This is a genomic window from Klebsiella sp. 10 (genome assembly GCF_018223925.1).
Classification (GTDB): domain Bacteria; phylum Pseudomonadota; class Gammaproteobacteria; order Enterobacterales; family Enterobacteriaceae; genus Klebsiella; species Klebsiella pneumoniae.
Window position 1 is genome coordinate 474,549 of record NZ_JAGRRB010000001.1, and the last position, 25,016, is coordinate 499,564.

At 59.9% G+C, this 25,016-nt stretch carries 21 protein-coding genes and 1 pseudogene; 16 read left to right on the forward strand and 6 right to left on the reverse strand.

Translation table 11 applies throughout. The features are described 5' to 3' along the window. Positions 1-7 precede the first annotated feature (7 nt). The 7 genes and pseudogenes from KHQ26_RS02430 (at position 8) to KHQ26_RS02465 (ending at position 7,524) form a co-directional block, all read left to right on the forward strand. Positions 8-1,015, forward strand: coding sequence for an MsnO8 family LLM class oxidoreductase (locus KHQ26_RS02430; protein WP_004151219.1), 1,008 nt, complete (start codon positions 8-10; stop codon positions 1,013-1,015). After that, entirely contained in the window at positions 1,005-2,126 is a 1,122-nt protein-coding gene (locus tag KHQ26_RS02435; RefSeq protein WP_004200077.1) for a M20 peptidase aminoacylase family protein, read from the forward strand. The genes KHQ26_RS02430 and KHQ26_RS02435 overlap by 11 nt, the downstream gene beginning before the upstream one ends. A gap of 24 nt (positions 2,127-2,150) precedes the next feature. After that, a pseudogene (locus tag KHQ26_RS25945) lies at positions 2,151-4,414 on the forward strand (NtaA/DmoA family FMN-dependent monooxygenase). A gap of 11 nt (positions 4,415-4,425) precedes the next feature. Then, the gene (locus KHQ26_RS02450; RefSeq protein ID WP_002906702.1) at positions 4,426-4,935 is read left to right on the forward strand and encodes a GNAT family N-acetyltransferase; all 510 of its coding nucleotides are present in this window, start codon (positions 4,426-4,428) and stop codon (positions 4,933-4,935) included. Positions 4,936-4,944: 9 nt separating this feature from the next. Then, entirely contained in the window at positions 4,945-5,871 is a 927-nt protein-coding gene (locus KHQ26_RS02455; protein ID WP_020804474.1) for an amino acid ABC transporter permease, read from the forward strand. Next, complete coding sequence (locus KHQ26_RS02460; protein WP_002906697.1) at positions 5,855-6,634, forward strand: amino acid ABC transporter ATP-binding protein; 780 nt, start codon at positions 5,855-5,857, stop codon at positions 6,632-6,634. The genes KHQ26_RS02455 and KHQ26_RS02460 overlap by 17 nt, the downstream gene beginning before the upstream one ends. Before the next feature lie 38 nt (positions 6,635-6,672). Next, positions 6,673-7,524: a transporter substrate-binding domain-containing protein gene (locus tag KHQ26_RS02465; RefSeq protein WP_014343117.1), complete on the forward strand. Its 852-nt coding sequence runs from the start codon at positions 6,673-6,675 to the stop codon at positions 7,522-7,524. Between the two features lie 65 nt (positions 7,525-7,589). Here the strand turns inward: KHQ26_RS02465 and KHQ26_RS02470 are convergent, their stop codons facing one another. Together KHQ26_RS02470 and KHQ26_RS02475 are read right to left on the reverse strand one after the other, a co-directional pair. Then, a complete protein-coding gene (locus KHQ26_RS02470) occupies positions 7,590-8,900 on the reverse strand; it encodes an MFS transporter (RefSeq protein ID WP_009307760.1) in 1,311 nt (436 codons plus the stop codon). A 204-nt stretch (positions 8,901-9,104) separates the two neighbouring features. Continuing rightward, positions 9,105-10,301, reverse strand: coding sequence for an L-talarate/galactarate dehydratase (locus tag KHQ26_RS02475; protein WP_211777840.1), 1,197 nt, complete (start codon positions 10,299-10,301; stop codon positions 9,105-9,107). Between the two features lie 304 nt (positions 10,302-10,605). Here KHQ26_RS02475 and KHQ26_RS02480 point away from each other — a divergent pair, with 304 nt between their 5' ends. From KHQ26_RS02480 to nadS, 4 genes are all read left to right on the forward strand, one after another. Beyond that, positions 10,606-11,610 carry a LacI family DNA-binding transcriptional regulator gene (locus tag KHQ26_RS02480; RefSeq protein WP_009307762.1) on the forward strand — a complete coding sequence of 335 codons (1,005 nt, stop codon included), beginning with the start codon at positions 10,606-10,608 and terminating at the stop codon, positions 11,608-11,610. Positions 11,611-11,693: 83 nt separating this feature from the next. Further along, positions 11,694-12,311, forward strand: coding sequence for a glutathione S-transferase family protein (locus KHQ26_RS02485; RefSeq protein ID WP_020804703.1), 618 nt, complete (start codon positions 11,694-11,696; stop codon positions 12,309-12,311). A 70-nt stretch (positions 12,312-12,381) separates the two neighbouring features. Next, entirely contained in the window at positions 12,382-12,609 is a 228-nt protein-coding gene (gene pptA, locus KHQ26_RS02490) for a tautomerase PptA (RefSeq protein WP_211777841.1), read from the forward strand. 179 nt (positions 12,610-12,788) lie between these two features. Further along, a complete protein-coding gene (gene nadS, locus KHQ26_RS02495) occupies positions 12,789-13,085 on the forward strand; it encodes a NadS family protein (RefSeq protein WP_020804705.1) in 297 nt (98 codons plus the stop codon). A gap of 566 nt (positions 13,086-13,651) precedes the next feature. Here nadS and KHQ26_RS02500 read toward each other — a convergent pair. Genes KHQ26_RS02500 through KHQ26_RS02510 form a run of 3 tightly spaced genes read right to left on the reverse strand, consistent with a single transcriptional unit; the run spans position 13,652 to position 18,286 of the window. Next, positions 13,652-15,268 (reverse strand): carbohydrate porin, encoded by a 1,617-nt coding sequence (locus KHQ26_RS02500; protein ID WP_211777842.1) that lies wholly within the window; start codon positions 15,266-15,268, stop codon positions 13,652-13,654. Between the two features lie 43 nt (positions 15,269-15,311). Then, positions 15,312-16,694 carry an MFS transporter gene (locus KHQ26_RS02505; RefSeq protein ID WP_004151222.1) on the reverse strand — a complete coding sequence of 461 codons (1,383 nt, stop codon included), beginning with the start codon at positions 16,692-16,694 and terminating at the stop codon, positions 15,312-15,314. Positions 16,695-16,717: 23 nt separating this feature from the next. Further along, positions 16,718-18,286, reverse strand: coding sequence for a family 78 glycoside hydrolase catalytic domain (locus KHQ26_RS02510; RefSeq protein WP_020804708.1), 1,569 nt, complete (start codon positions 18,284-18,286; stop codon positions 16,718-16,720). 204 nt (positions 18,287-18,490) lie between these two features. Between KHQ26_RS02510 and KHQ26_RS02515 the strand changes: the two genes are divergently transcribed. Next, on the forward strand, positions 18,491-19,315 hold the full coding sequence (locus KHQ26_RS02515) for a helix-turn-helix domain-containing protein (protein WP_004200067.1): 825 nt from the start codon (positions 18,491-18,493) through the stop codon (positions 19,313-19,315). A 54-nt stretch (positions 19,316-19,369) separates the two neighbouring features. On the opposite strand, the gene KHQ26_RS02520 is transcribed toward KHQ26_RS02515, so the two are convergent. Continuing rightward, positions 19,370-19,951 (reverse strand): flavin reductase family protein, encoded by a 582-nt coding sequence (locus tag KHQ26_RS02520; protein ID WP_020804704.1) that lies wholly within the window; start codon positions 19,949-19,951, stop codon positions 19,370-19,372. A gap of 211 nt (positions 19,952-20,162) precedes the next feature. Here KHQ26_RS02520 and KHQ26_RS02525 point away from each other — a divergent pair, with 211 nt between their 5' ends. The 4 genes from KHQ26_RS02525 to nhoA all read left to right on the forward strand — a co-directional run bounded on the left by KHQ26_RS02525 (position 20,163) and on the right by nhoA (position 24,467). After that, positions 20,163-20,867 carry an ABC transporter ATP-binding protein gene (locus KHQ26_RS02525; RefSeq protein ID WP_211777843.1) on the forward strand — a complete coding sequence of 235 codons (705 nt, stop codon included), beginning with the start codon at positions 20,163-20,165 and terminating at the stop codon, positions 20,865-20,867. Further along, entirely contained in the window at positions 20,864-21,832 is a 969-nt protein-coding gene (locus tag KHQ26_RS02530; protein WP_004189830.1) for an ABC transporter substrate-binding protein, read from the forward strand. The genes KHQ26_RS02525 and KHQ26_RS02530 overlap by 4 nt, the downstream gene beginning before the upstream one ends. A gap of 57 nt (positions 21,833-21,889) precedes the next feature. Continuing rightward, complete coding sequence (locus tag KHQ26_RS02535; protein WP_020804709.1) at positions 21,890-23,545, forward strand: ABC transporter permease; 1,656 nt, start codon at positions 21,890-21,892, stop codon at positions 23,543-23,545. 76 nt (positions 23,546-23,621) lie between these two features. Next, on the forward strand, positions 23,622-24,467 hold the full coding sequence (gene nhoA, locus KHQ26_RS02540; RefSeq protein ID WP_020804706.1) for an N-hydroxyarylamine O-acetyltransferase: 846 nt from the start codon (positions 23,622-23,624) through the stop codon (positions 24,465-24,467). Positions 24,468-25,016: the final 549 nt, after the last annotated feature.

Below are 25,016 nucleotides of genomic sequence, written 5' to 3' on the forward strand. Positions count from 1 at the left end.
CTGCGAAATGTCTTATCGAATCAGTATTCTGGATAAAAGTCCGCTTGCCGCCGGGGAAACCGCCGCGCAGGCGCTGGCGCGTACATTAACGCTGGCGCAACACGCCGAAGCCTGGGGCTACCACCGCTTCTGGGTCGCTGAACACCACAATACCGATCAGCTGGCGAGCCCCTCGCCGGAGCTGGTTATCGCCTGGCTGCTGGGCCACACCCGGCGGATCCGTCTTGGGTCCGGCGGCGTCATGCTCCAGCACTATAGCCCCTATAAGGTCGCGGAAAACTTTAACCTGCTGGCCGCCCTCGCGCCGGGCCGCATCGATCTCGGGGTCGGCAAGGCGCCTGGCGGCCTGCCGCTCTCCACCCGCGCCCTGCAGCAGGGCCTGCATCAAGAGGAGAAAGGGACCTTTGCCGATCAGCTGGCGCAGCTGGATAACTGGCTGTCGCTGACTGAGCCCGGGGGAGAGGAGAGCCTACGCGCCACGCCGATCCCGCCGCGCCGGGCAGACGGTTTTCTGCTCGGCGCCAGCCTGGAGAGTGCTGAACTGGCCGCCCGCCTTGACTGGAACTTTGTCTTTGCCGCCCATCTCAATGGCGACAGCGCGCTGCGCCGTGCCGTGTTCAACCGCTGGCGCGAGCTCAGCCCGCGTGAGGCGATGGTCGCCGTCCAGGTGGTGGTTGCTGACGATCCGGCCACCGCCGCCGCGCTGGCGCAGCAGGTCGAGGTGTGGGGCGTCGAGCTGGAGAACGGCCAGCGGGTGACCGTCGGCAGTGAGGCGCAGGCCGTCGCTTTTGCCCGCCAGGCCGGCAGCCGACCGACGCGCATTGCCCGCCGTGAATCTTCGCTGATCTCCGGTACTCCCGAACAGGTTAAAGCCCGGCTTGACGCGCTGCAGGCGGAAGAACAGTTGGATGAACTCATCATTGATACCCCCATTAGCGACGGGCCAGCGCGCCTGCACTCCCTGCGCCTGCTGGCGCAGGCTCACTACGGCAAGGAGGTGCTGAATGTCCTTTGAACAACAACTGATTAGCTGGCGGCGCGAGCTGCACCAGAACCCGGAGCTCTCCCTGCAGGAGGTGGCCACCACCGCGCGGATCCGCGACTGGCTGCAGAGCGGCGGGCTGACCCTGCTGCCCTACGATCTGAAAACCGGGCTGGTCGCCGAAGTCGGCAGCGGCGACAAGGTGATTGCCCTGCGGGCGGACATCGACGCGTTGCCCATCGAGGAGGCGACCGGTCTGCCTTACCGCTCGCAGAATCAAGGGGTAATGCATGCCTGCGGCCACGATATTCACACCAGCGTGATGCTGGGGGCGGCGCTGCTGCTGAAGGAGCGGGAAGCGGAACTCCCGGGGCGGGTGCGGATCCTGTTTCAGCCGGCGGAGGAAAATTTTGGCGGGGCGAAAACCCTGATCCGCGCCGGGGCGCTGGAGGAGGTGTCGGCGATCTTTGGTATGCACAATGAGCCCGGCCTGCCGGTGGGCGAATTTGCCACCCGCGGCGGCGCGTTCTACGCCAACGTCGATCGCTTCGTCTTCAAAGTGACCGGGAAGGGGGCGCATGCCGCCCGCCCACATGAAGGAAAGGATGCGATCCTGCTGGCCAGCCAGCTGGTGACGGTGCTGCAGAGCGTGGCCAGCCGGGAAGTGAACACCCTCGACTCGGTGGTGCTCAGCGTGACGCGGATCCAGGGAGGCAATACCTGGAACGTGCTGCCGGAGAGCGTCGAGCTGGAGGGGACGCTGCGCACCCACAGCAGTGAAGTGCAGCAGCGGGTCAAGGCCCGGGTCAGCGAGATTGCCGCCGGTTTCGCCAGCGCCTTTGGCGCGCAGATTGACGTCTTCTGGTACGCCGGCCCGACGGCGCTGGTCAACGACGCCCGCTGGGCCGACTTCGCCAGCGAGGTGGCAGCCCGGGCCGGGTACCGCACCCATCATGCCGATCTGCATCTCGGCGGCGAAGATTTTGCGGTCTATCTTCAGCATATTCCCGGGGCGTTCGTCAGCATCGGCAGCGCCAGCGAATATGGTTTGCACCATCCGGCATTTAATCCGGATGAACGGCTGATTGCGCCCGCGGCGCACTATTTCGCCCGTCTCGCGGAAGAAGCGTTACAACACATTTAACGAATGACAGGGGGAGGGGTAGCTATGTCTGAAAATCGACAATTGCGTCTGGGAACGATATTACATGGCGCATCGGGAAATATGTCCGCCTGGCGTCATCCGGCGGCGCAGGCGGACGCCAGTATTAATTTTAACTTTGTCACGCAGACGGCGTTAAAAGCGGAAGAGGGGAAGCTGGATTTTATTTTTGTCGCCGACGGGTTATATATCAATGAAAAATCGATTCCCCATTTTTTAAATCGCTTCGAACCTTTAACGGTACTTTCCGCGCTGGCCGCGATCACCCGGCGACTGGGGCTGGTGGGGACGTTATCGACTTCTTACAGCGAGCCGTTTACCACCGCCCGCCAGTTCGCCAGCCTTGACCATTTAAGCCAGGGACGGGCGGGGTGGAACGTGGTCACTTCCCCGCTGGAGGGGTCGGCGAAAAACTTCTCCCGGGCCCAACATCCGGATCATGCGCTGCGCTATCGCATTGCCGATGAATATCTGCAGGTGGTGAAAGGCTTATGGGATTCATGGGAAGAAGATGCCTTTGTGCGCAATAAGGAGACTGGTCAGTTCTTTGATAAAAATAAACTGCATACGCTCGACCACCACGGTGATTTCTTTAAAGTTGCCGGGCCGCTAAATATTGCCCGCACGCCGCAGGGCCGACCGATTATTTTCCAGGCCGGCGCGTCGGATGACGGCAAAAAATTAGCCGCGCGCCACGCCGATGCCATTTTTACCCATCAGGACTCGCTGGCCGAGGCGCAGGCATTTTATCGGGATGTCAAAAGCCAACTCGCCGCATATCAGCGCAGTCCGGACCAACTGCATATTTTCCAGGGCGTCAGCGCCATCGTCGGGGATGACGCCGAGGACGCGGAGCGGCAGTACCAGACCACCGCGGCCTTGGTCTCCATCGAGGATGCCCTGAATTATCTCGGGCGCTATTTCGAACACCATGACTTTTCGCAGTACCCGCTTGATGAACCGTTCCCGGATATTGGCGACCTCGGACAAAACAGCTTCCGCAGTACCACCGACGAGATTAAACGTCACGCCCGCGAGCGGGGCTTAACCCTGCGCCAGGTGGCTCTGGAGGCAGCCAGCCCGCGTCCGCGCTTTACCGGCACCGCCAGCGATGTCGCTGATGGCCTGCAACTGTGGTTCGAGCAGCACGCGGCGGACGGCTTCATTATTCAGGGCGGCACGCCGGAAACCTTCCCGCGCTTTGTGGATGAGGTGGTTCCGCTGTTACAGGCGCGCGGACTGTTCCGTCGCGACTATCCGGGCACCACCCTGCGGGAAAGTCTGGGTCTGGCGCTACCCGCTAATCAATTCCAAAAATAATAAAAGAGAATCACGCTATGCAGAAAACAACACTCTTGCTGGCCGTCGCGTTGGCATTTAGCGCCTCATCGTGGGGTCAGGACGTCAAGATCAATGGCACCGGAGTGAGCCAGGAGGCCAACAAAACGCCGATTCACACAGCGAAAAATCCGCAGGCCATTGCCCTGTTGCCGCAAGATCTGCATCTGGCGGTGCCGGGGAAATTCACCGTCGCGGTGGCGGCCCTGAACTCTCCGCCGCTGACGGTCTTTGCCGATGACAACAAAACCCTGCTCGGCAGCGAGGCGGATATCGCCCGGCTGGTGGCGGAGAGCCTCGGGCTGGAAGTAAACGTGGTTCCCACTTCATGGGAAGACTGGCCGCTGGGGGTCACCTCCGGCAAATATGATGCCGCGATCAGCAATATTACCGTCACCAAAGAGCGGAAAGAGAAGTTCGATTTCGCCACCTACCGCAAAGACTCGCTGGGCTTCTACGTCAAAAGCACCAGCCCGCTGAGCAAGATTGACAAAGCGGAAGATATCGCCGGGCTAAAGATTATTGTCGGCTCCGGCACCAACCAGGAGGCGATCCTGCTGGCGTGGAACGCGGAGAACGTCAAGAAGGGGCTGAAGCCGTTTATCCCGGTCTACACCAAAGATGATGCCGCCCAGACGCTGGCCCTGCAGACCGGACGAGCCGACGCCTTCTTCGGCCCCAACGTGATTGGCGCGTGGAAGGCGGCGCTGACCGGCAAAACCAAACTGGTGGGCAGCGTCGATGGCGGCTGGCCGAAAGCGGCGCATATCGCGGTAACGCTGAAAAAAGACAGCGGGCTGGTGAATGCCGTCCAGGCGGCGCTGAACGGGGCTATCGCCAGCGGGGACTACGCCAAAGTGCTTAACCGCTGGGGCGAAGGGGTGGAAAGCATTCCGCAATCGGAAATCAATCCGCCCGGACTGGGCGACTGACAGGAGGCGCGATGAGCGAAGCATTCCGCGATATTTCTCCGGAGGCTCCGGAGCTGCAGCCGATTATTAGCGGGCTGTTTGCCGAATATGCCGCCCGCTACGGCGACTATTTTTCCCGCGATGCGGAAGTGGAGTTAAGTGAGTGGTATGTGCCGCCGCAGGGGCTGTTTATTGTCCTTGAGCGTGAGGGCGAAATTATCGCCACCGGCGCGTATAAGCCGAAGGATCGCCACACCGCAGAGATCAAACGTATCTGGACGCACCGCCGTCTGCGCCAGCAGGGGCTGGCGGCGAAGGTGGTCCAGGAGCTGGAGCGACGGGCGGTGCTGGCCGGGTACAGCCATATCTACCTGACCACCGGTTTCCGTCAGCCGGAGGCGGTAAAGCTCTATCTCAGCCAGGGGTATGAGGCGCAGTTTGACCTCACGCGAGACCCGGAAGAGTACAGTCAGCCGCCGTACGATGGCCGGCTGCGGTTCACTAAAGCGCTGGCGGTGAGCGCCTACAGCCACAGCGCCTGAGGAGGCATTATGCATTCATCTGAAACGATCAAAGTGGTGCCGGCGCGCTATCCGCTGCGGGTGGTCGGGGCTCTGGTCGCCCTGCTGGTGCTGGCGGTGGTGATCCAGTCGGTGGCCTTTAACCCGCGCTGGGAGTGGGGCGTCTTCGCCCGCTGGTTCTTCGACCCGGTGATCCTCGAGGGGCTGGGGCAAACCCTGCTCCTGACCCTGCTCGGCACGGTGCTAAGCGTGATCTTCGGCGGCCTGCTGGCGCTGGCCCGTTTGTCCTCATCGTGGCTGCTCAGCAGTCTCGCCTGGGGCTATATCTGGCTGTTTCGCTCGCTGCCGCTGATTGTGGTGCTGATCATTCTCTATAACTTTTCCTATCTCTACGACACCCTGTCGCTGGGGATCCCGTTTACCGGCGTGACCTGGGCCAGCTATCAGACCATTAACGTGCTGGGGCAATTCTCCACGGCGGTGGTGGGCCTGACCCTGGTGCAGAGCGCCTATACCGCGGAGATTATTCGCGGCGGCTTTCTCGGCGTCGACCACGGGCAGTATGAAGCCGCCGCCGCGCTGGGGCTACCCGCCTGGCGGCGCACGCTGCGCATTATTCTGCCGCAGGCGCTGCGCACCATCCTGCCATCCGGCTTCAACGAGATCATCAGTCTGGCCAAGGGAACGGCGATGGTGTATGTCCTGGCGATGCCGGAACTGTTCTACACCATCCAGATGATCTACAACCGTACCCAGGAGGTGATCCCGCTGTTGATGGTCGGCGCCGCCTGGTATCTGGCGATCACCAGCGTCCTCTCCGCCTTTCAGTATCTGGTGGAACGGGGCCTGGCGCGCAGCGAGCGCCGCTCGGCGGTAAACAGCGCCCGCAGCAGCCGTCTGAATCAACCCGCACGTCAACCACAGCCGCAGGAGGCCGCTCATGCCCAGCTCTCATAATGGCCATATCTCTATCACCGGAGTCAGCAAATACTATGGCCGCCACAAGGCGCTGGACGATGTGTCGCTGGAGATCCCCCCGGGCACGGTGACGGTGATCCTCGGCCCTTCCGGTTCGGGCAAGTCCACGCTGCTGCGCACCATAAATCACCTCGAACGGGTCGATGAGGGATTTATTCAGATTGACGGCGACTATATCGGCTATCGCCGCAAAGGCGACAAGCTGTATGAGATGAAAGAAAAGGAAATTCTTCGCCAGCGGATCAACGTCGGCTACGTGTTCCAGAACTTTAACCTGTTTCCGCACCTGACGGTGCTGGAGAACCTGATTGAGGCGCCGATCGCCCACCAGCAGGTCACGCGCAAAGAGGCCATTGCCCGCGCCTATGAGCTACTGGACGTCGTCGGACTGCGCAATAAAGCCGACGCCTGGTCGCGGCATCTCTCCGGCGGCCAGCAGCAGCGTATCGCCATTGCCCGGGCGCTGGCGCTGAACCCGCGGGTGATCCTGTTTGATGAACCCACCTCGGCGCTGGATCCCGAGCTGGTGGGCGAGGTGCTGGATGTCATCAAGAAGCTGGCGCGATCGGGCACCACCCTGGTGGTGGTCACCCATGAGATTGGCTTTGCCCGCGAGGTGGCCGACCAGGTGGTGTTTATGGTCGACGGCAGGATCGTCGAGCAGGGCAGCAGCGACGAGGTGCTCAACCATCCGCAGCATCCGCGTACCCGGCAGTTTTTATCCAGGGTGCTGCCGTCATGAACAGAGCGCTAATGACCCTTGTTCTCAGCGCTTTTGCCATGAGCGCTTACGCGGCGCTGGATCTGCGCGCCAATGAGCAGCCATTGCCGGTCACCCGCGACCCGCAGGCGATAGCGAAAATTCCGCCGGGCTATCGCTTCGTCGAGCCGGGGACGCTAACGGTGGCGATCTCGGCGCTCAATTCGCCGCCGCTGGCCCTGCTGGCCAGCGACAACCGCACGCGGATCGGTAGCGACCCGGATATAGCCCGCCTGCTGGCCGGAAGCCTTGGCCTGAAGCTCAGGCTGGTGCCCACCGCGTGGGAGGACTGGCCGCTGGGCATCGCCTCCGGCCGCTACGATGTGGCGCTGATCAATATCGCGGTAACCGAGAAGCGCAAAGAGAAGTTCGATTTTGCGACTTACCGGGTGGACTCCCTGGCCTTCTCGGTGAAATCCACCAGCGATATCGCCGCGGTAAACGGACCCGCCGACCTTGCCGGGCGCAAAGTGATCGTCGGGTCCGGCACCAATCAGGAGCGGATCCTGCTGGGCTGGAACGAGGACAACCGCGCCGCCGGACGGCCGCAGGCCCAGCCGGTCTACCTGACCGATGATGCCTCCGGCAACCTCTATATCCAGTCCGGGCGGGCGGATATCTTTTTCGGCCCGCAGTCGGTGGCAGCCTATAAAGCGGCGCTTAACGGTCAGACCCGGGTGGTGGGCCTGGGGCCGAAAAAAGCGTGGGTGGCGACAACCACCAAAAAAGGCAACGGTCTGGTCTATGCCCTGCAGGCGGCTCTCGACGGGGCGATTGCCCGCGGTGAATATCAGCAGGTGCTGGCGCGTTGGGGGGAGCAGGGCGAAGCGGTGGCGCAGTCGGTGGTCAACCCGCCGGGGATAACCTACTAAAAAACCGCTGTTTCGCCGGAGTACGATGCGAAACAGCGGAGGCGAATGCTCGCCAGGGTCATCAATCAAACGGTGCGCGGAGTGAGCGTCAAGCGATCCAGCGGTCCAACGATAAACAGATAAGAGAACAGGCCCAGCACGCCCATGGAACCGACGTAGAGGATGGCGTAATCAAACGAGTGGGTGTCGGCGAGGATCACCCCGATGACCAGCGGGGTAATGATGCTCGCCAGGTTGCCGCACATATTGAACACGCCGCCGGCAATACCGAGCATCTCTTTCGGCGAGGTGTCGCTCAGCACGCACCAGCCGAGATTCCCGAAACCTTTGGCAAAGAACGCCAGGCTCATGGCGGCGATCACCACCACTTCCGAAGAGGTGTAGTTGGCGACGACAATGACGCAGGAGAGCAGCATGCCGCAGATCACCGGGAGCTTACGGGCGGTGGTCAGACTGTAACCGCGTTTCAGCAGCCAGTCCGAAAATACGCCGCCCAACAGGCCGCCGATAAATCCGGCAATCGCCGGGATACTGGCGACAAACCCGACCTTAAGGATTGACATGCCTTTGGCCTGGTAGAGATAAGTCGGAAACCAGGTGAGGAAGAACCAGGTAATCGATGTGACGCAGAACTGACCGATATATACCCCGATCATCATACGATTGACGCAGACACTTTTAATCTGCGCGAGAGTTAATTTTTGCGGCGTTTTTTGGCTACCTAATTCCGGTACGCCGCCGCCTTCACGAATATAATCGAGCTCCTGTGGGTTAATTTTAGGGTGATGTGAAGGATCCTTAACTTTTAATAGCCAGAATATTCCCAGTACCACCCCAATAGCGCCAATATAATAAAAGACATAGTGCCAGCTTAAATTATGCAGAATGATGGTCATCAGCGGCGTAATTATTCCCAGCGAAATATACTGCGCGGCCTGATAGACCGAGGTGACAAATCCACGCTCTTTATTGGGGAACCACTGGACGCTCAGGCGACTGTTGGCCGGAAAAGCGGGCGCTTCAATGGCGCCCATCATCAGACGCAGGATCACCAGCACTACCAGCGGACTGGCAAACAGATAAATAGTGCCCTGAAACATAGTGACGACCGACCAGCCAATCAGTGCGCAGCCGTAGACCAACCGCGAACCATATTTATCCAGCAGCCAGCCGCCGGGTATTTGCATAATAACATAGGAAATACCAAACACCGAAAAGGCCAGGCCCATTGCTTCAGGGTCAAAACCTAACTCTTTACTCATAATCGGCGCGACAACAGACAAGGTGGCCCGGTCTGCATAATTAAATACGGTCGCAAGAAATAAAAAAACTAATATACCGTAACGCACGTTGCTGCGTTTTATTTGCTGTTGCATGTTATTCAACTCCTTTGCAGGGTTGTGAAGACACGTCATCTTTCATGCTGCGTTGGTGCTTGCTGACGGATTTCGTGTATTGCGAGTACAACGGGGCAGAGGTTTATCCCCGGTGGCGCTGCGCTTATCGGGGCTACGGGTCCTCAGTGGTCTGCGGACCGGTAGCCCGGATAAGGCGTGGACGCCGTCATCCGGGAAAAGACATTACGGGCGTGTTCCAAACTCGCAGCTTTGCTGGGTCCAGCGGCGGGCCTGCTCGCTGAGGGTGAAGCCCAGACCATGGCGTTCGGAAACCCACATCCGGCCATCGCGCAGTTCTAACTGCTCGTTAAACAGCGGGTTCAGCCACTCGAAGTGCTCCAGCCACGGTTCCAGCGGGTAGGCGGCGGCGAGATGCAGGTGCACTTCCATGGCAAAGTGCGGGGCCAGTTTGCGGCCGTGCTTCGCGGCCAGATCCATTATTTTCAGGAACGGGGAGATCCCGCCGACGCGCGGGGCGTCCGGTTGCACGAAGTCGCTGGCGTTGCCGAGGATCAATTGCTCATGTTCGCGGAAGCTGGTCAGCATCTCGCCGGTGGCAATCGGCGTATCCAGCGCGGCGGCCAGCTGCGCGTGTCCTTCAACGTCATAGGCATCCAGCGGCTCCTCAATCCAGATCAGATTGAACGGCTCCATTTTGCGTCCCATGCGGATGGCGGTTTCGCGATCCCACTGCTGGTTGGCATCGACCATCAGCGGGAAGTCATCGCCCAGCACTTCGCGCACTGCCGTCAGACGACGGATATCCTCGGCAGTATTAGGCTGACCGACTTTCAGTTTAATCCCGCCGATGCCGTTTTCACGGGAGATAGCCACGTTTTTCAACACCTGATCCAGTGGGGTATGCAGGAAGCCGCCGGAAGTGTTGTAGCACTGCACAGAATCACGATGTGAACCCAGCAGTTTGGCCAGCGGTAGACCGGCGCGTTTGGCTTTCATATCCCACAGGGCAATATCGATAGGGGAGATAGCTTGTACCGCCATTCCGCTACGGCCGACGGAAGCTCCGGCCCACAACAGTTTGGTGTAGATCTTGTCGATGTCGTTTGGATCTTCGCCAAGCAGATTATCAGCTATCTCTTTGGCGTGAGCGTAAATGCCCTGGCCGCCCGCACGTTTCGAGTAGCTAAAGCCGACGCCGGTGAATCCATCCCGGGATTGAATTTCCGCGATGATAATCGCCACTTCGGTCAGCGGTTTTTGGCGACCAGTCAGCACTTTGGCATCGCTGACGGGAGTGGCCAACGGCAGAAAAGCCAGCGACAGCTTGACGTGTTCAATGCGGTCACCGGTTTCTGCGGCGGTTTTGACGCCGAAAGCTTTGGCGTAGGTTACGGACTCGGAATTGGCGCTTGAGGTCATAATGGTGTCCTTTTTGGTAATAAAATGATTGCGCTATCATTTGTAATGGTGAAATGATTTTGACGCTACATTAGTGGTTTTAATTTGTACAAACGATCACAATTGGCCGTTATAAAGGTGTAAATTATGTTGTCCAAGTCACGATCCAAAACAGTTTGTGAAAAGTGACAAGAAAAAATGATAGCGATAACATTTAGTATTGCAGGTCTTTGATTCTGTTAGGGGAGACGCGGCGGGCGCTGGCAATTGCGTGGGGCATCATCAATAATGCCCACAGGAAACGACTTAACACAGGGGCTTAGCCGTGAAAAGCAAAAAACCGACGCGGGCGCCGACGCTGGAGGATGTGGCCCGCAGCGCCGGGTTGTCGCCGATGACGGTCAGTCGGGCGCTGAATACGCCCCAACTGGTCAGGCCAAAAACGGTAGAGAAAGTGATGCAGGCGGTGCAGTCTACGGGCTATATCCCCAATGCGCTGGCCGGCGGCCTCGCCTCCAGGCGCAGCAAGCTGGTGGCGGTCGTGGTACCGCAAATCAATAACAATATGTTTGTCGATACCATCCAGGCGCTGAGCGATACCCTGGCGGCGCGCGGCTACCATATGCTGCTGTGCGTAGCGGGCTATGACCGGCAGACCGAAGCCGAGCTGGTCTCCACCTTGCTTTCGCGGCGCCCTGATGGCGTTGTGTTAACCGGCATCCAGCATGCACCGCTGTTAAAGAAAACGATTCTTAACGCCGCCACGCCGGTGGTGGAAATCTGGGATCTCACCCCGACGCCGCTGGATATGCTGGTCGGTTTTTCCCATGAAAAAGTTGGCGAAACCATTGGCGAGTACGTGCTGGAGAAAGGCTACCAGCGACCAGGCCTGCTGTGGGCGGGCGATGCGCGCGCGATGTTGCGTAAGCAGGGGCTCTGTGCCCGACTGGCTAAAAAAGGGCTGGACGATGCGCCTCAGGTTGAAGTGCCGCTCCCGGCGTCGCTGGCGCTGGGGCGACGCGGTCTGGCGGAGCTGCTGGCCGCCGGCGAGTTTGATGTGATCATCTGCAGCTCAGACACCCTCGCCCAGGGGGCGATTATGGAAGCCGAAAGCCGGGGGCTACGCGTACCGCAGGATCTGGCGGTGATCGGTTTTGGCGATCTGGATTTCGCCGCCAGCAATCGTCCAGCCATCACCACCGTCAGCGTCGATCGCCATGCCATCGGTGAACGGGCAGCCACGCTGCTGGCTGACCGCATCGAAGGGGGAGAAGAAAGCGGGGTGATTATAGATATCGGCTTTCAGCTGGTGGCACGAGAATCGGCGTAGGCCAGGCTTTTCAGGGCATGGTGTGCCGGGTGGGTGAGCGGCAAATTTCTGCCTACACTTAGGCTTTACCCTGGAGGCAGACCATGATAACCGTTTATGGTGTGCCGGGATGGGGCTCGACGATTAGCGAGCTGATGCTCTCCCTGGCCGATATTCCCTACGAGGTGGTTGACGTGGAGGGCTTTGACCAGCCCGGTCCGGCGCGCGAGCGTCTGCGGCAGATTAATCCGCTGTGCCAGGTGCCCACCCTGAGGCTGGCCGACGGGAGCATCATGACCGAAACCGCCGCCATCGCGCTGATGATCCTCGACCAGCGTCCCGATCTGGCCCCCGCGCCGGGGACGCCACAGCGTCCGCAGTTTCAGCGCCTGCTGGTCTGGCTGGTGGCCAATGTCTATCCTACCTTTACCTATGCCGATTACCCGGAACGCTGGGCGCCCGCCGCCGCGGAGCAGCTGGTGGAGAATTGTCGCCAGTACCGGAAAAATCTCTATCTCTGGTTCGAACAGCAGCTGGCCGCCGGGCCGTGGGCGCTGGGCGCGTCGGTAACGTTGCTGGATTGCTATATCGCGGCGATGTACCGCTGGGGACCCCGCCAGGCGTGGTTTGACGACCACGCGCCAAAATTCGCCGCCATCGCCCGGGCGTTCTGTCAGCGACCGGAGCTGGCCGCGGCGCTACGCCGTAACAAGCTGATTTAACGCACGCGATGCCAACCAGAACGGCCATTCTGTGGTAGCGTTATGGCTCTCATCACAAGGAGTCTTTGCTATGCCGCATGTTGATATTAAATGTTTTCCCCGTGAACTGACTGATGAACAAAAAACCGCGCTGGCCGCCGACATTACCGAGGTGCTGATCCGCCATCTGAACAGCAAAGAGAGCGCCGTCAGCGTCGCACTCACTCAGTTTGAACCGGACGCGTGGCAGGCGGTGTGGGACAGTGAGATCGCCCCGCAGATGGCGCAGTTGATTAAGCAGCCGGGTTATAGCATGTAACCCGGCACCCGGAGGCGATGCTGCGCATCTGTCCGGGCTACGCGTTCTCAGCGGTCTGCAGTTCCGTAGCCCGGGCAAGGCGCTTTGCGCCGCCCCCGGGGAGGGGCTTCTCCGGCGACGCACTGAGAGAAACAGCATGTTCATCTATCCTAAGCGCCAGAGAGCCAACCGAGGTGGGTATGAAAGACGAATTGTTTGCCGATCTGCTGGCGAGTGCAGAAGAAATGGTCAGGATCGAGAAAGGTGAACAAATGCTGATGGAGCAGCACGTTCATACCTTCAGCGAAATTGACGTGAAAGCGATACGTGAAGCCACAGGTTTAAAACAGCAGGACTTTGCAGCGGCCGTTGGCGTTAGCTACGAGTTGGTTAAAAGCTGGGAAACGAAACGACGTCACCCAACCGGTGCAGCCAGAAAACTGCTTTTATTGCTTCAGGGTAATCCATTGATTATCAACTTGTTGAAGGTTGTTTGAAAGATTATTCTTCGCAAGAAAAATGGCAGAGTTTGCCCTCTTTCGTAACCGGGGCCTTTAAAAAGGAGTGCATTACGTATGGAAACCAACGATTCTATTTTGAAACAAATCAAGAAATACAGCGCTCATATTGATAGGTTTAGAGCACGAGCAAACACTCATGGTATCTGGTTGTTTATTGCTACCCTTGGATGCTGGGGGGTAACTGAGCCCAGTATTCGGATATTAGCGTTCGTTATGCTTTTCTTTATTTTTTTTGTTTCTTCTACACGGTAGCTTTCCAGGTGAAAAGCGAACGTTTAAAAAGATTCACGATGATATAAAAAATAAAATAGTTGATAATTTAACACCAGAACAACAGCAAGAAAGGTTTCACGATCTTCTCATCGTTGAGAAAAAACGAAAGTCACCTGTTGGAATTATAAAAACAACCTTTATCTTTTTAGCCTGTTATGGTTTTTATTTTATAAGTTTATATTACTTCATACAGCACTGGCATAGTGACAAAGTAACAGCGTGTATTTAAATCAACCCGTCCTGGCATTTGAGCCGGACGGGCCGTTTGATTAAAACCAAATCTCCGTCTGCACGACGAAGTTCCATGTCCCGCCAGCGGTAAAGCCTTTGCTGCCGAAATCGTCATTTATCGCGTAGCGATCCAGCGCTTTATCCCAGTTCATCCAGGTGGCAAAGAAGCGGATTTCCGGCCGCGCCTTGATATCCAGCACATCACCCACTTTAAAGGTGGGGGCGAAGGTCAGCTTGTAGAAATCACCGCGCACCGCCTGATACTGATAAACGTTGTCATTATAGCGATAGCTGCGCCCGTTCGGATTGAGATCCATATACTGCCACGAGGCCTCATACAGCAGGGCGAAGTGAGCGGAGATCCCCTGTGATACCCGCAGGTTAAACGTCGCCCAGTCGTAGCGGTCGCCGTCGCGATAGCGGTCTTCGCTATGCTGGGCTATCACCGACGGCGCCAGCTGCCAGTTTTTCCCCAACGGCAGGATGCCATACGACGCAAAGCGCAGGGAGGCCGCGTTCTCGGTCAGATCGCCATCGCTCCCCGGCTGACGCGCTTCGGCGCCCAGCCCGACGCCGTATTGCAGGGCGCTTTCAGACACCCCCGGCGCCAGGCCGTAGAACTGTTGTTTGTCGTGCAGGGCCAGCATCGCGTAGTAGCCGTTTTTGGCGGTGTTATCGCTGCGCAGGGCATAGCTCCCGGTGGTCGAGGTATTATCTTTCAGATCATCGTTGCCCTGGGCGGTCATCACCGTGGTCATCAGTTGCCAGTTGCCGTAAAAATGGTTGGCGGTGAACAGCAGATTCTGGATGTCATTATCCGCGTAATTATCGCTGCCAAGGTCGCCGAAGTTACGTGCATACACCGAATAGTCGCCGCGCAGGCCGCTTCCCCAGTCGACATCATTGATCCCGCCGCCGGTACCGCCGAGGAACATGATGTCGCTATCGGTAAAGTGGATATCGAAGTTATCCCGATCAAAGCGCTTGCCGGCCCAAATTGAGGCGCGTTTTAACGGACCGGTGAATTCGGCAAAGTTACCCATCTCGACGTACAGCTGACGAATGTTCAGATGGTGGCTGTCGTTATCCTGAACCCACGGATCGGGGTTGGTGGCCCCGTCGGCGAGCATGGTCTTAAAGCGCGCCCATGAACCATCGTTGAAGGTGAGCTTTTTGCCAAAGCTCAGCTCAGCGTAATTATCTTTTTCGTTACCGAGACGACCGACATGGGCATCGCCGTTGAGCGAACTGGCCGGGGAGACGCCCGGCCCGCCGCGGGCGCCTTTACCATGGCTGTTGACTAACATCCCGGAACGGGCGTAGGCGTTAAAGGTAAACCCATCGTCCGGGGCGCGCTTCGCCAGCTGCTCGCTCAGTTGCTGATTAGTGGCCTGCTGTTTTTGTTCGCGAGCCGTGGTCTGCTGGCTGAGCGCCTGCACCTGCTGCTCCGCCGCCGCGGCGCGCTGCTCGGCGGCGGCAGTTTGCTGTTCTGCCCGCTGCGCGCGGCGGCTGGCCTCGCTGGCCTGCTGTTCAGCGAGATTGAGGCGCGCTTCCAGCTGCGCCAGCCGTTGCTCCACGCTCAAGCCGGCGGCGCTGACGCTGATGAGCGGAAAAAGGGCGCAGCAAACCGCTGCGCTAATCACAGAGATACGCATAAAAATCCTTAATTTATCCAGAGGTTAAATCAGCGGGGGCGCCTTACATGGCGGGGGATTCTCCGGCGGTCGGGGCCGGGGCTGGCGAGGCGCCGCGTCCGGCATCAAGGTCGGCACGAATCTGCTCATACTGATCGTCGAGGCGGTAGAAGCGGCCCATCCACAGCATCGAGGCGAGGATCAATAGCGCCGGAATGTATAGATAGCAGGCCTTGATGGCCAACAGGGCGCTGTCGCTCTGCGTGTGGTTGGCGATATAGCCGCTGGAGGAGAGCAGCACGCCGGTGATAGCCCCGGCACCAGCCATCGCCACCTTGCCGAGAAAACCGTTTATCGAGGTCAGGATCCCTGCGGTATTAATCCCGGTTTTCCACACGCCGTAATCCACCGGGTCGGCCTGCATCGAGAAATAGATAGCCGTGCGTTGGCCGGCGCCGAGGGAGAGGATCACGGCCCCGACGATCAGTCCCAGAACGTGGGCGCCAGACACCATCATAATCCCCATCCCGAGCAGATTGACCGCGCTGGCCACCAGATAGACATGACGTTTTTTCATGCGTCGGGCCAGCAGCGGGACGGTGAGGGTGCCGAGCAGGGGAACGAAGGTGGAGATCCCGGCGATAACCGCCGTCAGCTCGGTATTCCCGACGTAATAATGGAAGAAGTACACCAGGGCCCCGGTCTGAAAGAAAAAGGCACCCCACATCAGAAAGATATTGCTGGCGAAGACCCACCACGGACGATTGGCGCGCAGACTAATCCAGGCGCGTTTCAGGGTCATGCGCTCCCCGGTAAGGGTGATCTTTTCTTCGACGTTGCGAAAGCTCACCAGCAGGAAAAAGGCCGCCAGTACGCCAAAAATCACCGCGGTATAGAGGAATCCCTGCTGCTGGTTGCCTTTGCCTAGCATGCCGACCAGCGGCAGCGTAGCCACGGCGACGATGGTGGCGCCAAGGGAGCCCAGCAAAATGCGCACCGCCGACAGCGTGGTGCGTTCTGCGGAATCACTGGTTAAAAACGGCAGCATGGCGCAGAACGGAATATTCACCAGGGTGTAGAGGAACGACAGACACAGATAGGTGACAAAGGCGTACAGCAGTTTGCCGGTGGTGCCGAAATCCGGCACATAAAAGGCCAGAATACACAGCAGGCCAAAAGGCAGGGCGCCGATCAGCAGCCAGGGGCGGCAGCGCCCCCAGCGGGTGGTGGTATTGTCGATCACCAGCCCCATCAGCACGTCGGCCACGCCGTCTACCAGCCGGGTGACCAGGAACATCAGGCCGACATAATAGGCCGGGAGACCCATGACGTCGGTGTAAAAGAACATCAGATACAGAGAGATCATCTGCCATACAAGGTTGCAGGAGAGATCGGCAATGCCATAGCCAAGGCGCTGCCGCCACAGGGTAAACGTTGTTTCTGCCATAAATCACTCGCTTATCGTTGTTGTTAAAGTCCGTACTGGCGAATAAACCAGGCCGGGGTACAGCTCCACGCATGGCAGTAACTGTTGATAAGCTTACTGCCATACGGGGAAAAGTCAGGATGTTGGGGGTCGAAAATTTCCCAGAAGGTGTCGGCGCCGTAGGCGACCATCGCCCCCCAGTAGGCTTTGATCTCCGCCACCGCCTCCTCGCGCAGGCCGGACTGTAGCAGGGCAACAATGTGATGATGACGCAGGTACGGGGTGTTCATGGCAATGGCGGGCGGCTGCTGCTGCAAGCGGCGCATCAGCGCCTGACGCTGCCCGGCGGTGCCAACTTCCGCCAGCACCAGCCAGATCTGCGACGCCCATGAGACCTGACGCACGGCGCCGCTGATAAACACCTGCCGATCGTTGTCCCACAGGTGGTGGAGGGCGGCCTCCTTCAGCTGCCAGAGCGTGGCAGTGTAGTCGGGTACCCGCTGCGGTTCAAAACGCTGCGCCAGCCAGAGGGCGCGCTGCAGACAGTAGATGAGCACCCCCTGCGCCGACGCCTGTTTATTCAGCTCCGCCTGCCAGTCGATAAATACCCACCAGTCATCGCTGTCGCGCACCAGCCCCTGAGAATCGCAGCGGGTCAGCGCCAGCTCGATTTGCCGCCGCGCCGTAGGCCACAGCTCACCGACGGTTTCCGTGTCGCCGGTGCTTTGCAGGTAGTTATAAAGCACGTCGACAAAAAACAATGAGTAATCAAACAGAAAGGTGTCATCGGCGCGTACCTCTGGCTGAACAAAGACATTGGCGGAAACCATGCCATCTTCCCGGGTATGGGCGGCAAAGAGATACAGGCAGCGGCGGACCAGATCGTGGTGGCCGAAGGTCACGTCATTCACCTGCGCCTGCAGGCGTAGGTCGCCCAGCCACAGCCGACGGTCGCGTTTCGGCCCATCTTCAAACACCTCCTGCATGCAGTTTTTCAGGGTACGAACGGCAACGTCATCAATGGCTTTCAACTGCGGATCGGCGATGACCGCCGGGTGCGGGCTGCCGGCAGAGGTGACGGTTTCCAGAGCGATCTCATCGAACTGCAGACGAAACTTGCGCGACAGCGCTTTGACCTCCACCTTCAGGTAGCGCAGGCAATAGCGACGTGGCAGAGCGACCCGGGCGGGCAGGACGTCAAGCCACAGATCCTGCTGCTGCAACCAGCTGCTGCTCAGCCATCCCTGGTATTCGCTGAACGGCTCACAGACTTCGCTCAGCGTCTCGCCGAAGGTGAAGTGCAGATGGGCCGGGGCATCGGGCGGGCTGCCGACGCTGCGGCAGCTGAACTGCAGGTAGCCAACAAAATGGCTGCCAAAATCAATAATGATGCTGTCGCCGACGTTGAGCGGTTGCTGATAAAACTGCTCCGGCGTGCAGACGGTATTCCCCCGCCAGCCGTTCAGCGCTCCTGGTTCAGCGACGGCCTCGACGATGGCCTGCGGCGTCTGGCGCAGGCGTTGCAGCGCGGGCGTCAGGTCGGCCGCACGCTGTAAAAAGCGCGGGTGACGGATCATCGCTACGCTGGAATTGTATTGAATTGCTTGTGACATACTGCGTCCTCTCCGTTAGGTTAGGCGCAGCATAGGCCGTCGTCCGGCGCGGCTACCACTCTGGCAATGCCAAACCGTCAGTGAAAATGGCAGGAATAATGAGGTGGGGGCGCTGGCGATCACAAATCCGCACATCGGGCGCGTGCCGAGGGCCGGAATAGATTATCGTGCTCCTGCGCCATAGGTTGTTCAGGATTTGCTGTAATGATGACACTGACCGTTGAGTATTATTTCACCCATTCCCAGGATAAGCTCGGCATGTACGCCAGTGACCCGGAGGATAATAGCCAGGAGCACGGCCATGAATTTGCCGAACTGGTGATCGTCGAGGAGGGGCATGGGTTACACGTTATTAATGGTCGCCCGCTGTATATCCAACAGGGAGACGTATTTTACGTCCAGCCTGGCGATGTGCATTATTATGATGAGCTGGGGACGCTGAAGCTGATTAATGTCTTAATTAATCCGGCGGTGGCCTTTGGCTATTTACAGCAGATGGAGGGATTGCTGCAGCAATTATCCGCGCAGCGCGCCGCCTGCTATGGCTGGCTAGCGCCGGAGACTCGCAGCTATTGCCGGGAACTGGTGGAAAAGATATTTTCCCCGGCGCTGAGGGCGGCGGATAATACCCCGCTACGGGAGTCTCTCTTTTTCCAGCTGGTGACCACCATTCTCACAGCCGAGTCGGAAGCCGAATATAGCAGCACTCGCTATAAACTGCATAAATTACTCACCTGGCTTCAGGAGCACTGTTTCGAAGAACATAACTGGCAGCAGCTGGCGGAGCAATTTCATCTCACCACCCGCACCGCGTTTCGCCATATTAAAGAGGCCACCGGATTAACCCCGGATAATTATCTGAAACGTCTGCGGCTGGTCTCCGCGCGGGTCAAATTACGCGAAACGGAGATGACCATTACCGAAGTGGCTTATCTGTGCGGCTTTGCCAACAGCAACCACTTTACCACCCTGTATAAAAAAGTGTTTGGCCTGACCCCCAGCGCCGATCGCCGCCGCCCACCGGGTTAAAAGGGGGCCGCAGGCCGGGCAGGTGAAAAACCTGCCGCCCGCGGCAAGTCATGCTTATTCGTCGAGGGAGTTTGCCCGCACATGACGGCCGCTGGCGACAAAATTGCCGGTGCCAAGATGATGCAGGGTATTGAGCTTATCGTCGTCGAATTGCCAGCGTCCGGTGACAAACGCGCGCTCATCGGCGGCGGCAGAGACCACCTCCCCGAACAGGGTATCGTACTGGGTCTGGGCCCCCGTCGCCGGCAGCAACCGGCACTCCATCCATGCCAGACATTTCTCCTCGATCAGCGGCAGCCCCAGCTCCGGGCCGGTCACTACCGGGATCCCCCAGGCATTGAATTTGTCCTCATCGCGGCCGCTGACGCTGCCGACGGCGTAGGTCCAGCTGGCGGCTGCGACGCCGGGAACCACAATGCCGAAGGTGCCATTGCGCTCGATGATCTCCCGCGTCCAGGTGCTTTTATCCACCACGATAGCCACCCGCGGCGGGGCGAATTCCACCGGCATTGACCAGGCGGCGGCCATAACGTTGCGCCGGTCGGACGGGGCATCGTAGCTGGTGATCAAAATGGTTGGGCCGTGGTTGAGCAGGCGGCTGGCGTACTGCAGTTCAACGTGGCGAAAGCGGCTCATAGGCGTTCCTTGAATAATGGGTCGGTTGGCAGGTAACACGTTAAGCCGCAATGAAAATGTAATCAATACGTCATCTCGTCTGACTATAGTCGCCAGCACTAAGTCCCAAAGAGGATCACAATATGTTGGCTCCCCTGATGCTATCCCAGGTGAGCGTGCCCCGTCGGATGTCGACCGCCGGGCTGGTCTCGCTGTCCCGAAAGGGAGGGCGATGATGCGCACGCTGACCCCTATCACCCTGCAGGAGGTCTCTTTCGCCTTCGCAGAGACCCCTATTCTTGACCGCTTCACGTTGCATATCGAACCCGGCCGCATCGTGGCGCTACTGGGCCCTTCCGGCTGCGGCAAAAGCACGTTGCTGCGTCTGCTGGCCGGGCTGAGCGTGCCGGCCAGCGGCGAAATCCGCTTTGGCGACAGGCTGGTCGCCAGCGCAGGATGGGGATTGCCCCCGGAGCAGCGCGATATCGGCATGGTTTTTCAGGATTATGCCCTCTGGCCGCATATGAGCGTGGCGCAGAACGTCGCCTTTCCGCTGCGCATGCGCGGCGTCTCCCGCAGCGAACGCGAGCGCCGGGTCAACGAGGCGCTGGCGCGGGTAGGCCTCAATGGCTTTGCCGAACGTAAGCCTTCAGGCCTCTCCGGCGGTCAGCAGCAACGGGTGGCGCTGGCGCGGGCGATCGTCGCCGCGCCGCGGGTGCTGCTGTTTGATGAACCGCTCTCCAACCTGGACAGCGAACTGCGCGAATCGCTGTGTGGCGAAATGAGCCGCCTGCTGCGACAGCTCGGCATCACCGCCCTGTATGTCACCCATGACCGACATGAAGCCGAGCTGTTAGCCGACCAGATTGTCTATTTATCCGCGGGCCGCGTGGCCGCTGTCCGCGCCGTTACGCCAACCTCAGGGGAAGTTGCATGAACACCGTTATGACCGTTAAGAAAGGAGTGGTACTCGCGATGGCTCTCTCCGCCATGATGCTCTCCAGCGCCCATGCGCTGACCGTTTACACCGCCGGACCCGGCTCGCTGGCGAAAAGCCTGGCCAGCGGTTTTGAACAACAGACCGGGGTGAAGGTGACCGTTTTTCAGGCCACCACCGGCAAAGTGATGGCCCGACTGGAGGCCGAGCAGGCCAACCCGCAGGCGGATGTGCTGATCTCCGCCTCGTGGGATACCGCCGAAGATCTGCACCAGCGGGGCTGGTTGTTGCCTTTTGCGAGCGCCAACGCCGACCAGGTACCGGCGAACCTGAAATCGGCGGACTATATCGCCCAGGGCGTCTCCGCCCTGGGTATTGTCTGGAACAGTAAAAGCGGCACCCCGGAACCGAAAGAGTGGCGGGATCTCACCCAGCCAGCGTTTAAAGACAAGGTGACAACCCCCGACCCGGCGCTCTCCGGCGCGTCGCTGGATTTGCTGATCGGGCTGCAAAACAGCATGGGCGACCAGGCCTGGCAACTGTTTGACGATCTGAAAAAGAACGGCATGGTAGTCAGCGGACCCAACGCCCAGGCGGTGACGCCGGTGATGCAGGGAGCGAAAGCGGCGGTGTTTGGCGCGGTGGATTATGTCTCCTACGGCAATATTCAGCAGGGCGAGTCGCTGAAGGTGATCTTCCCGGCCAGCGGAACGGTGATTGCCCCGCGCCCGATGATGATCCTCAAAACCAGCCAGCATCCCGGCGAGGCCAAAGCCTTTATCGATTACGTGCTGTCGCCGGAAGGTCAGGCGAAGGTCGCCGACGCCTGGCTGATGCCCGCCCGCCGCGACGTGGCGGCTAAACGTCCGCTACTGGACGCGCTGAAGGTGCTGCCCACCACCAGCGAGGGCAGCAGCGAGCGGGGCGCCGTGCTCGCCCGCTTCAGTCAGCTGTACGCGCAGTAATTGATCCCGTTTCTCCGGCGCTGGCCGCCGGAGGACCCTCAGCTTCAGGAACCGGTTGTGAAACAAACATTCCTTTCCGGCGCGACCCTTGCCGCCCTGGTGATGCTGGTCGCGTTACCGTTAGTGTTTATTCTGCTGCAGGCGATTTTTCCCCATTTTAGCGCCGGTTCGCTCGGGGACGCCTTTGGCGGCATCCCGGCGCTGCTGGCCGACCCTCAGCTGCCGGCGATGCTCGGCGGTACGCTGTGGATCGCCGCCGGCGTGGCGCTGGTCAGCGTAATGATTGGCCTGCCGCTCGGCATCCTGCGCGGTATGTTTTCGCTGCCGCTGCCCCGGCTGTGGGATCTCCTGTTTTTGATCCCCTTTCTGACGCCGCCCTATATCTCGGCGCTCTCCTGGATGCTGGCCCTGCAAAGCCAGGGCTATCTGCAGCAGCTGACCGGCTGGCAGCTGAACGATCTGCTGTTCAGCCGCAGCGGGATCGTGCTGGTGATGACCTTTAGCATATTTCCGGTGGTCTACTTTGCCGTCTCCCGCAGCCTGCTGGCGAGCGGGACCCGGCTGGCGGTGGTCGCCCGCGTCCATGGTGCCAGCGCCTGGCGCGCCTTCTGGCACGTGACGCTACCGATGCTCTCTCCGGCGCTGGCGGCGGGGATGCTGCTGGCGTTTACCCTCGCCATCGAGGAGTTTGGCGTACCGGCGGCGCTGGGCAGCCGGGCGGGAGTGGTGATGCTGACGGTCGGTATTGAGAAAAAGCTGGCCGACTGGCCGGTGGATCTCCCTGGCGCCGCGCTATTGTCGCTGCTGCTGATGGCGGTGGCGTTGTTCGCCTGGTGGCTGCAAAGGCGGCTGGTGGGGGAGAAAGAGGTCACCAGCGTCACCGGTAAGCCGGGGGAGAACCACGGGGCATCGCTGGGCTGGATGATGCTGCCCGCCGTGCTGGCGATGGCGGCCGTAGGCGGCCTGGCGGTCGGCGTCCCCGCCGTCTCGATGATGCTCACCAGCGTGATGGGCACGCTCTCCGGTGGCGTGAGTGTTGAGAATGTCACACTGCGTCATTTCGCGGCGCTGTTTGACCAGCAGGGAGATGCCCTGTCGGCCCTCGGCACCAGCCTGTCGCTGGCCCTGGGTTCGGCGCTAATCGTCGGCGCGCTGGGCCTGCTGGCCGCCTGGCTGGTGATGGTGCAGAAGATTAAAGGGCGCGGGATGGTGGACGCGCTGTCGCTGATGCCGGCGGCGCTGCCGGGCGTGGTGGTGGGGGTCGGTTTGATCCTGCTGTGGAATCAGCCCTTCTGGCCGCGCTCGCCCTATAACACGCTGTGGATGCTGCTGCTCTCCTATTGCTGCCTGCTGTTGCCCTGGCCGGTGCGCTATGTCGGCAGCGCGCTGCGCCAGTTGGGCCCGAACCTTGAGCCCGCCGCCAGGGTGCACGGGGCGTCGCCACTGCAGGCGCTGCGGTTGATTGTCCTGCCGCTGGTCTTTCCGGCGCTGCTGGCGGCGATGCTGATGGTGTTCGCGGTGGCCTCCCGGGAGCTGGTGACCTCGCTGCTGCTCTCTCCGGCCGGTACGCAAACCGTGGCGGTGTTTATCTGGCGCCAGTTCGAACAGGGTTCCGTCGGTCAGGGCATGGCGATGGCCAGCCTGACGTTGTTGACCGGTCTGGTCCTGATGCTGACGGCGCTGGCGCTGATGCAGCGCCGCACGCGCGGTTAACGCTAAGCGCACAAAAAAGACGGTCGGCGCGGAAAAATAGGCTATAAATGTCGGACACCTACAGCTGGAGGCCCTGATGAGTCCCTTTTTACGCGCCTATTTTTCCCGTCTGAGCTGGACGGGTGAGCCTGATGTTTCCATTGATACCCTGCGGGAACTGCATCTGCAGCATAACAGCGCCATCCCCTTTGAAAACCTCGACGTCCTGCTGCCGCGTGAAATCCACCTTGACGATGGGGCGCTGGAAGAGAAGCTGATCGCCGCCCGCCGCGGGGGGTATTGTTTTGAACAGAATGGCCTGCTGGAGCGCGCGCTGCGCGAGATAGGCTTTAACGTCCGCAGCCTGCTGGGCCGCGTGGTGCTGGCCAACCCGCCGCAGATGCCGCCGCGTACTCACCGTCTGTTGCTGGTGGAGGTGGCGGGGGAGCGCTGGATCGCCGACGTCGGCTTCGGCGGCCAGACGCTGACCGCGCCGATCAAACTGCTGGCCGATATCCCACAGCAAACGCCGCACGGCAGCTATCGTCTGGTGCATGAAGGGGATGAGTGGACGCTGCAGTTCAACCATCACGAACACTGGCAGTCGATGTACCATTTCGATTTAGGCCGCCAGTATGCATCTGATTATGTGATGGGCAACTTCTGGTCGGCGCACTGGCCGCAGTCCCACTTCCGTCACCATCTGCTGATGTGTCGTCATCTGCCGGACGGCGGCAAAATGACCCTCACCAACTTCCACTTTACCCACTGGGAGAATAACCATGTGGTGGAGAAGATCGATTTTGCCGATGTCTCCGCGCTGTATGAAGGGCTGCAGACCCGCTTCGGCCTGGTGGTGGACGATCCTAAACATGGCTTCAGCGAAGCGGCGCTGGCGGCGGTGATGGCGGCGTTCGCTACCCATCCGGAAGCCGGGAAGTAAATCTCCCCATGCCCGGCGGCGCTGCGCCTGCGCGGGCCTGCGAGGTATAAGCCTGTGAGAGGACCCTGTAGGCCGGGCAAGGCGACAGCCGCCACCCGGCGAAATTACAGGTACCGTGCCTGATATCTTACCCGGCGGCGCTGCGCTTGCGCGGGCCTGCGAGGTATGAGCCTGTGAGCGGACCCTGTAGGCCGGGCAAGGCGTAGCCGCCACCCGGCGAAATTACAGGTACCGTGCCTGATATCTTGCCCGGCGGCGCTGCGCTTGCGCGGGCCTGCGAGGTATGAGCCTGTGAGAGGACCCTGTAGGCCGGGCCAGGCGACAGCCGCCACCCGGCGAAATTACAGGTACCGTGCCTGATATCTTGCCCGGCGGTGCTGCGCTTGCGCGGGCCTGCGAGGTATGAGCCTGTGAGAGGACCCTGTAGGCCGGGCCAGGCGACAGCCGCCACCCGGCGAAATTACAGGTACCGTGTCTGATATCTTGCCCGGCGGCGCTGCGCTTGCGCGGGCCTGCGAGGTTTGAGCCTGTGAGAGGACCCTGTAGGCC

Excerpts from the sequence above, each read along its gene's own strand:
- KHQ26_RS02430 (WP_004151219.1), top strand. The coding sequence starts at position 8 with ATGTCTTATCGAATCAGTATTCTGGATAAAAGTCCGCTTGCCGCCGGG.
- KHQ26_RS02435 (WP_004200077.1), top strand. The coding sequence starts at position 1,005 with ATGTCCTTTGAACAACAACTGATTAGCTGGCGGCGCGAGCTGCACCAG.
- KHQ26_RS02450 (WP_002906702.1), top strand. The coding sequence starts at position 4,426 with ATGAGCGAAGCATTCCGCGATATTTCTCCGGAGGCTCCGGAGCTGCAG.
- KHQ26_RS02455 (WP_020804474.1), top strand. The coding sequence starts at position 4,945 with ATGCATTCATCTGAAACGATCAAAGTGGTGCCGGCGCGCTATCCGCTG.
- KHQ26_RS02460 (WP_002906697.1), top strand. The coding sequence starts at position 5,855 with ATGCCCAGCTCTCATAATGGCCATATCTCTATCACCGGAGTCAGCAAA.
- KHQ26_RS02465 (WP_014343117.1), top strand. The coding sequence starts at position 6,673 with ATGAGCGCTTACGCGGCGCTGGATCTGCGCGCCAATGAGCAGCCATTG.
- KHQ26_RS02470 (WP_009307760.1), bottom strand. The coding sequence starts at position 8,900 with ATGCAACAGCAAATAAAACGCAGCAACGTGCGTTACGGTATATTAGTT.
- KHQ26_RS02475 (WP_211777840.1), bottom strand. The coding sequence starts at position 10,301 with ATGACCTCAAGCGCCAATTCCGAGTCCGTAACCTACGCCAAAGCTTTC.
- KHQ26_RS02485 (WP_020804703.1), top strand. The coding sequence starts at position 11,694 with ATGATAACCGTTTATGGTGTGCCGGGATGGGGCTCGACGATTAGCGAG.
- pptA (WP_211777841.1), top strand. The coding sequence starts at position 12,382 with ATGCCGCATGTTGATATTAAATGTTTTCCCCGTGAACTGACTGATGAA.
- nadS (WP_020804705.1), top strand. The coding sequence starts at position 12,789 with ATGAAAGACGAATTGTTTGCCGATCTGCTGGCGAGTGCAGAAGAAATG.
- KHQ26_RS02500 (WP_211777842.1), bottom strand. The coding sequence starts at position 15,268 with ATGCGTATCTCTGTGATTAGCGCAGCGGTTTGCTGCGCCCTTTTTCCG.
- KHQ26_RS02505 (WP_004151222.1), bottom strand. The coding sequence starts at position 16,694 with ATGGCAGAAACAACGTTTACCCTGTGGCGGCAGCGCCTTGGCTATGGC.
- KHQ26_RS02510 (WP_020804708.1), bottom strand. The coding sequence starts at position 18,286 with ATGTCACAAGCAATTCAATACAATTCCAGCGTAGCGATGATCCGTCAC.
- KHQ26_RS02515 (WP_004200067.1), top strand. The coding sequence starts at position 18,491 with ATGATGACACTGACCGTTGAGTATTATTTCACCCATTCCCAGGATAAG.
- KHQ26_RS02520 (WP_020804704.1), bottom strand. The coding sequence starts at position 19,951 with ATGAGCCGCTTTCGCCACGTTGAACTGCAGTACGCCAGCCGCCTGCTC.
- KHQ26_RS02525 (WP_211777843.1), top strand. The coding sequence starts at position 20,163 with ATGATGCGCACGCTGACCCCTATCACCCTGCAGGAGGTCTCTTTCGCC.
- KHQ26_RS02530 (WP_004189830.1), top strand. The coding sequence starts at position 20,864 with ATGAACACCGTTATGACCGTTAAGAAAGGAGTGGTACTCGCGATGGCT.
- nhoA (WP_020804706.1), top strand. The coding sequence starts at position 23,622 with ATGAGTCCCTTTTTACGCGCCTATTTTTCCCGTCTGAGCTGGACGGGT.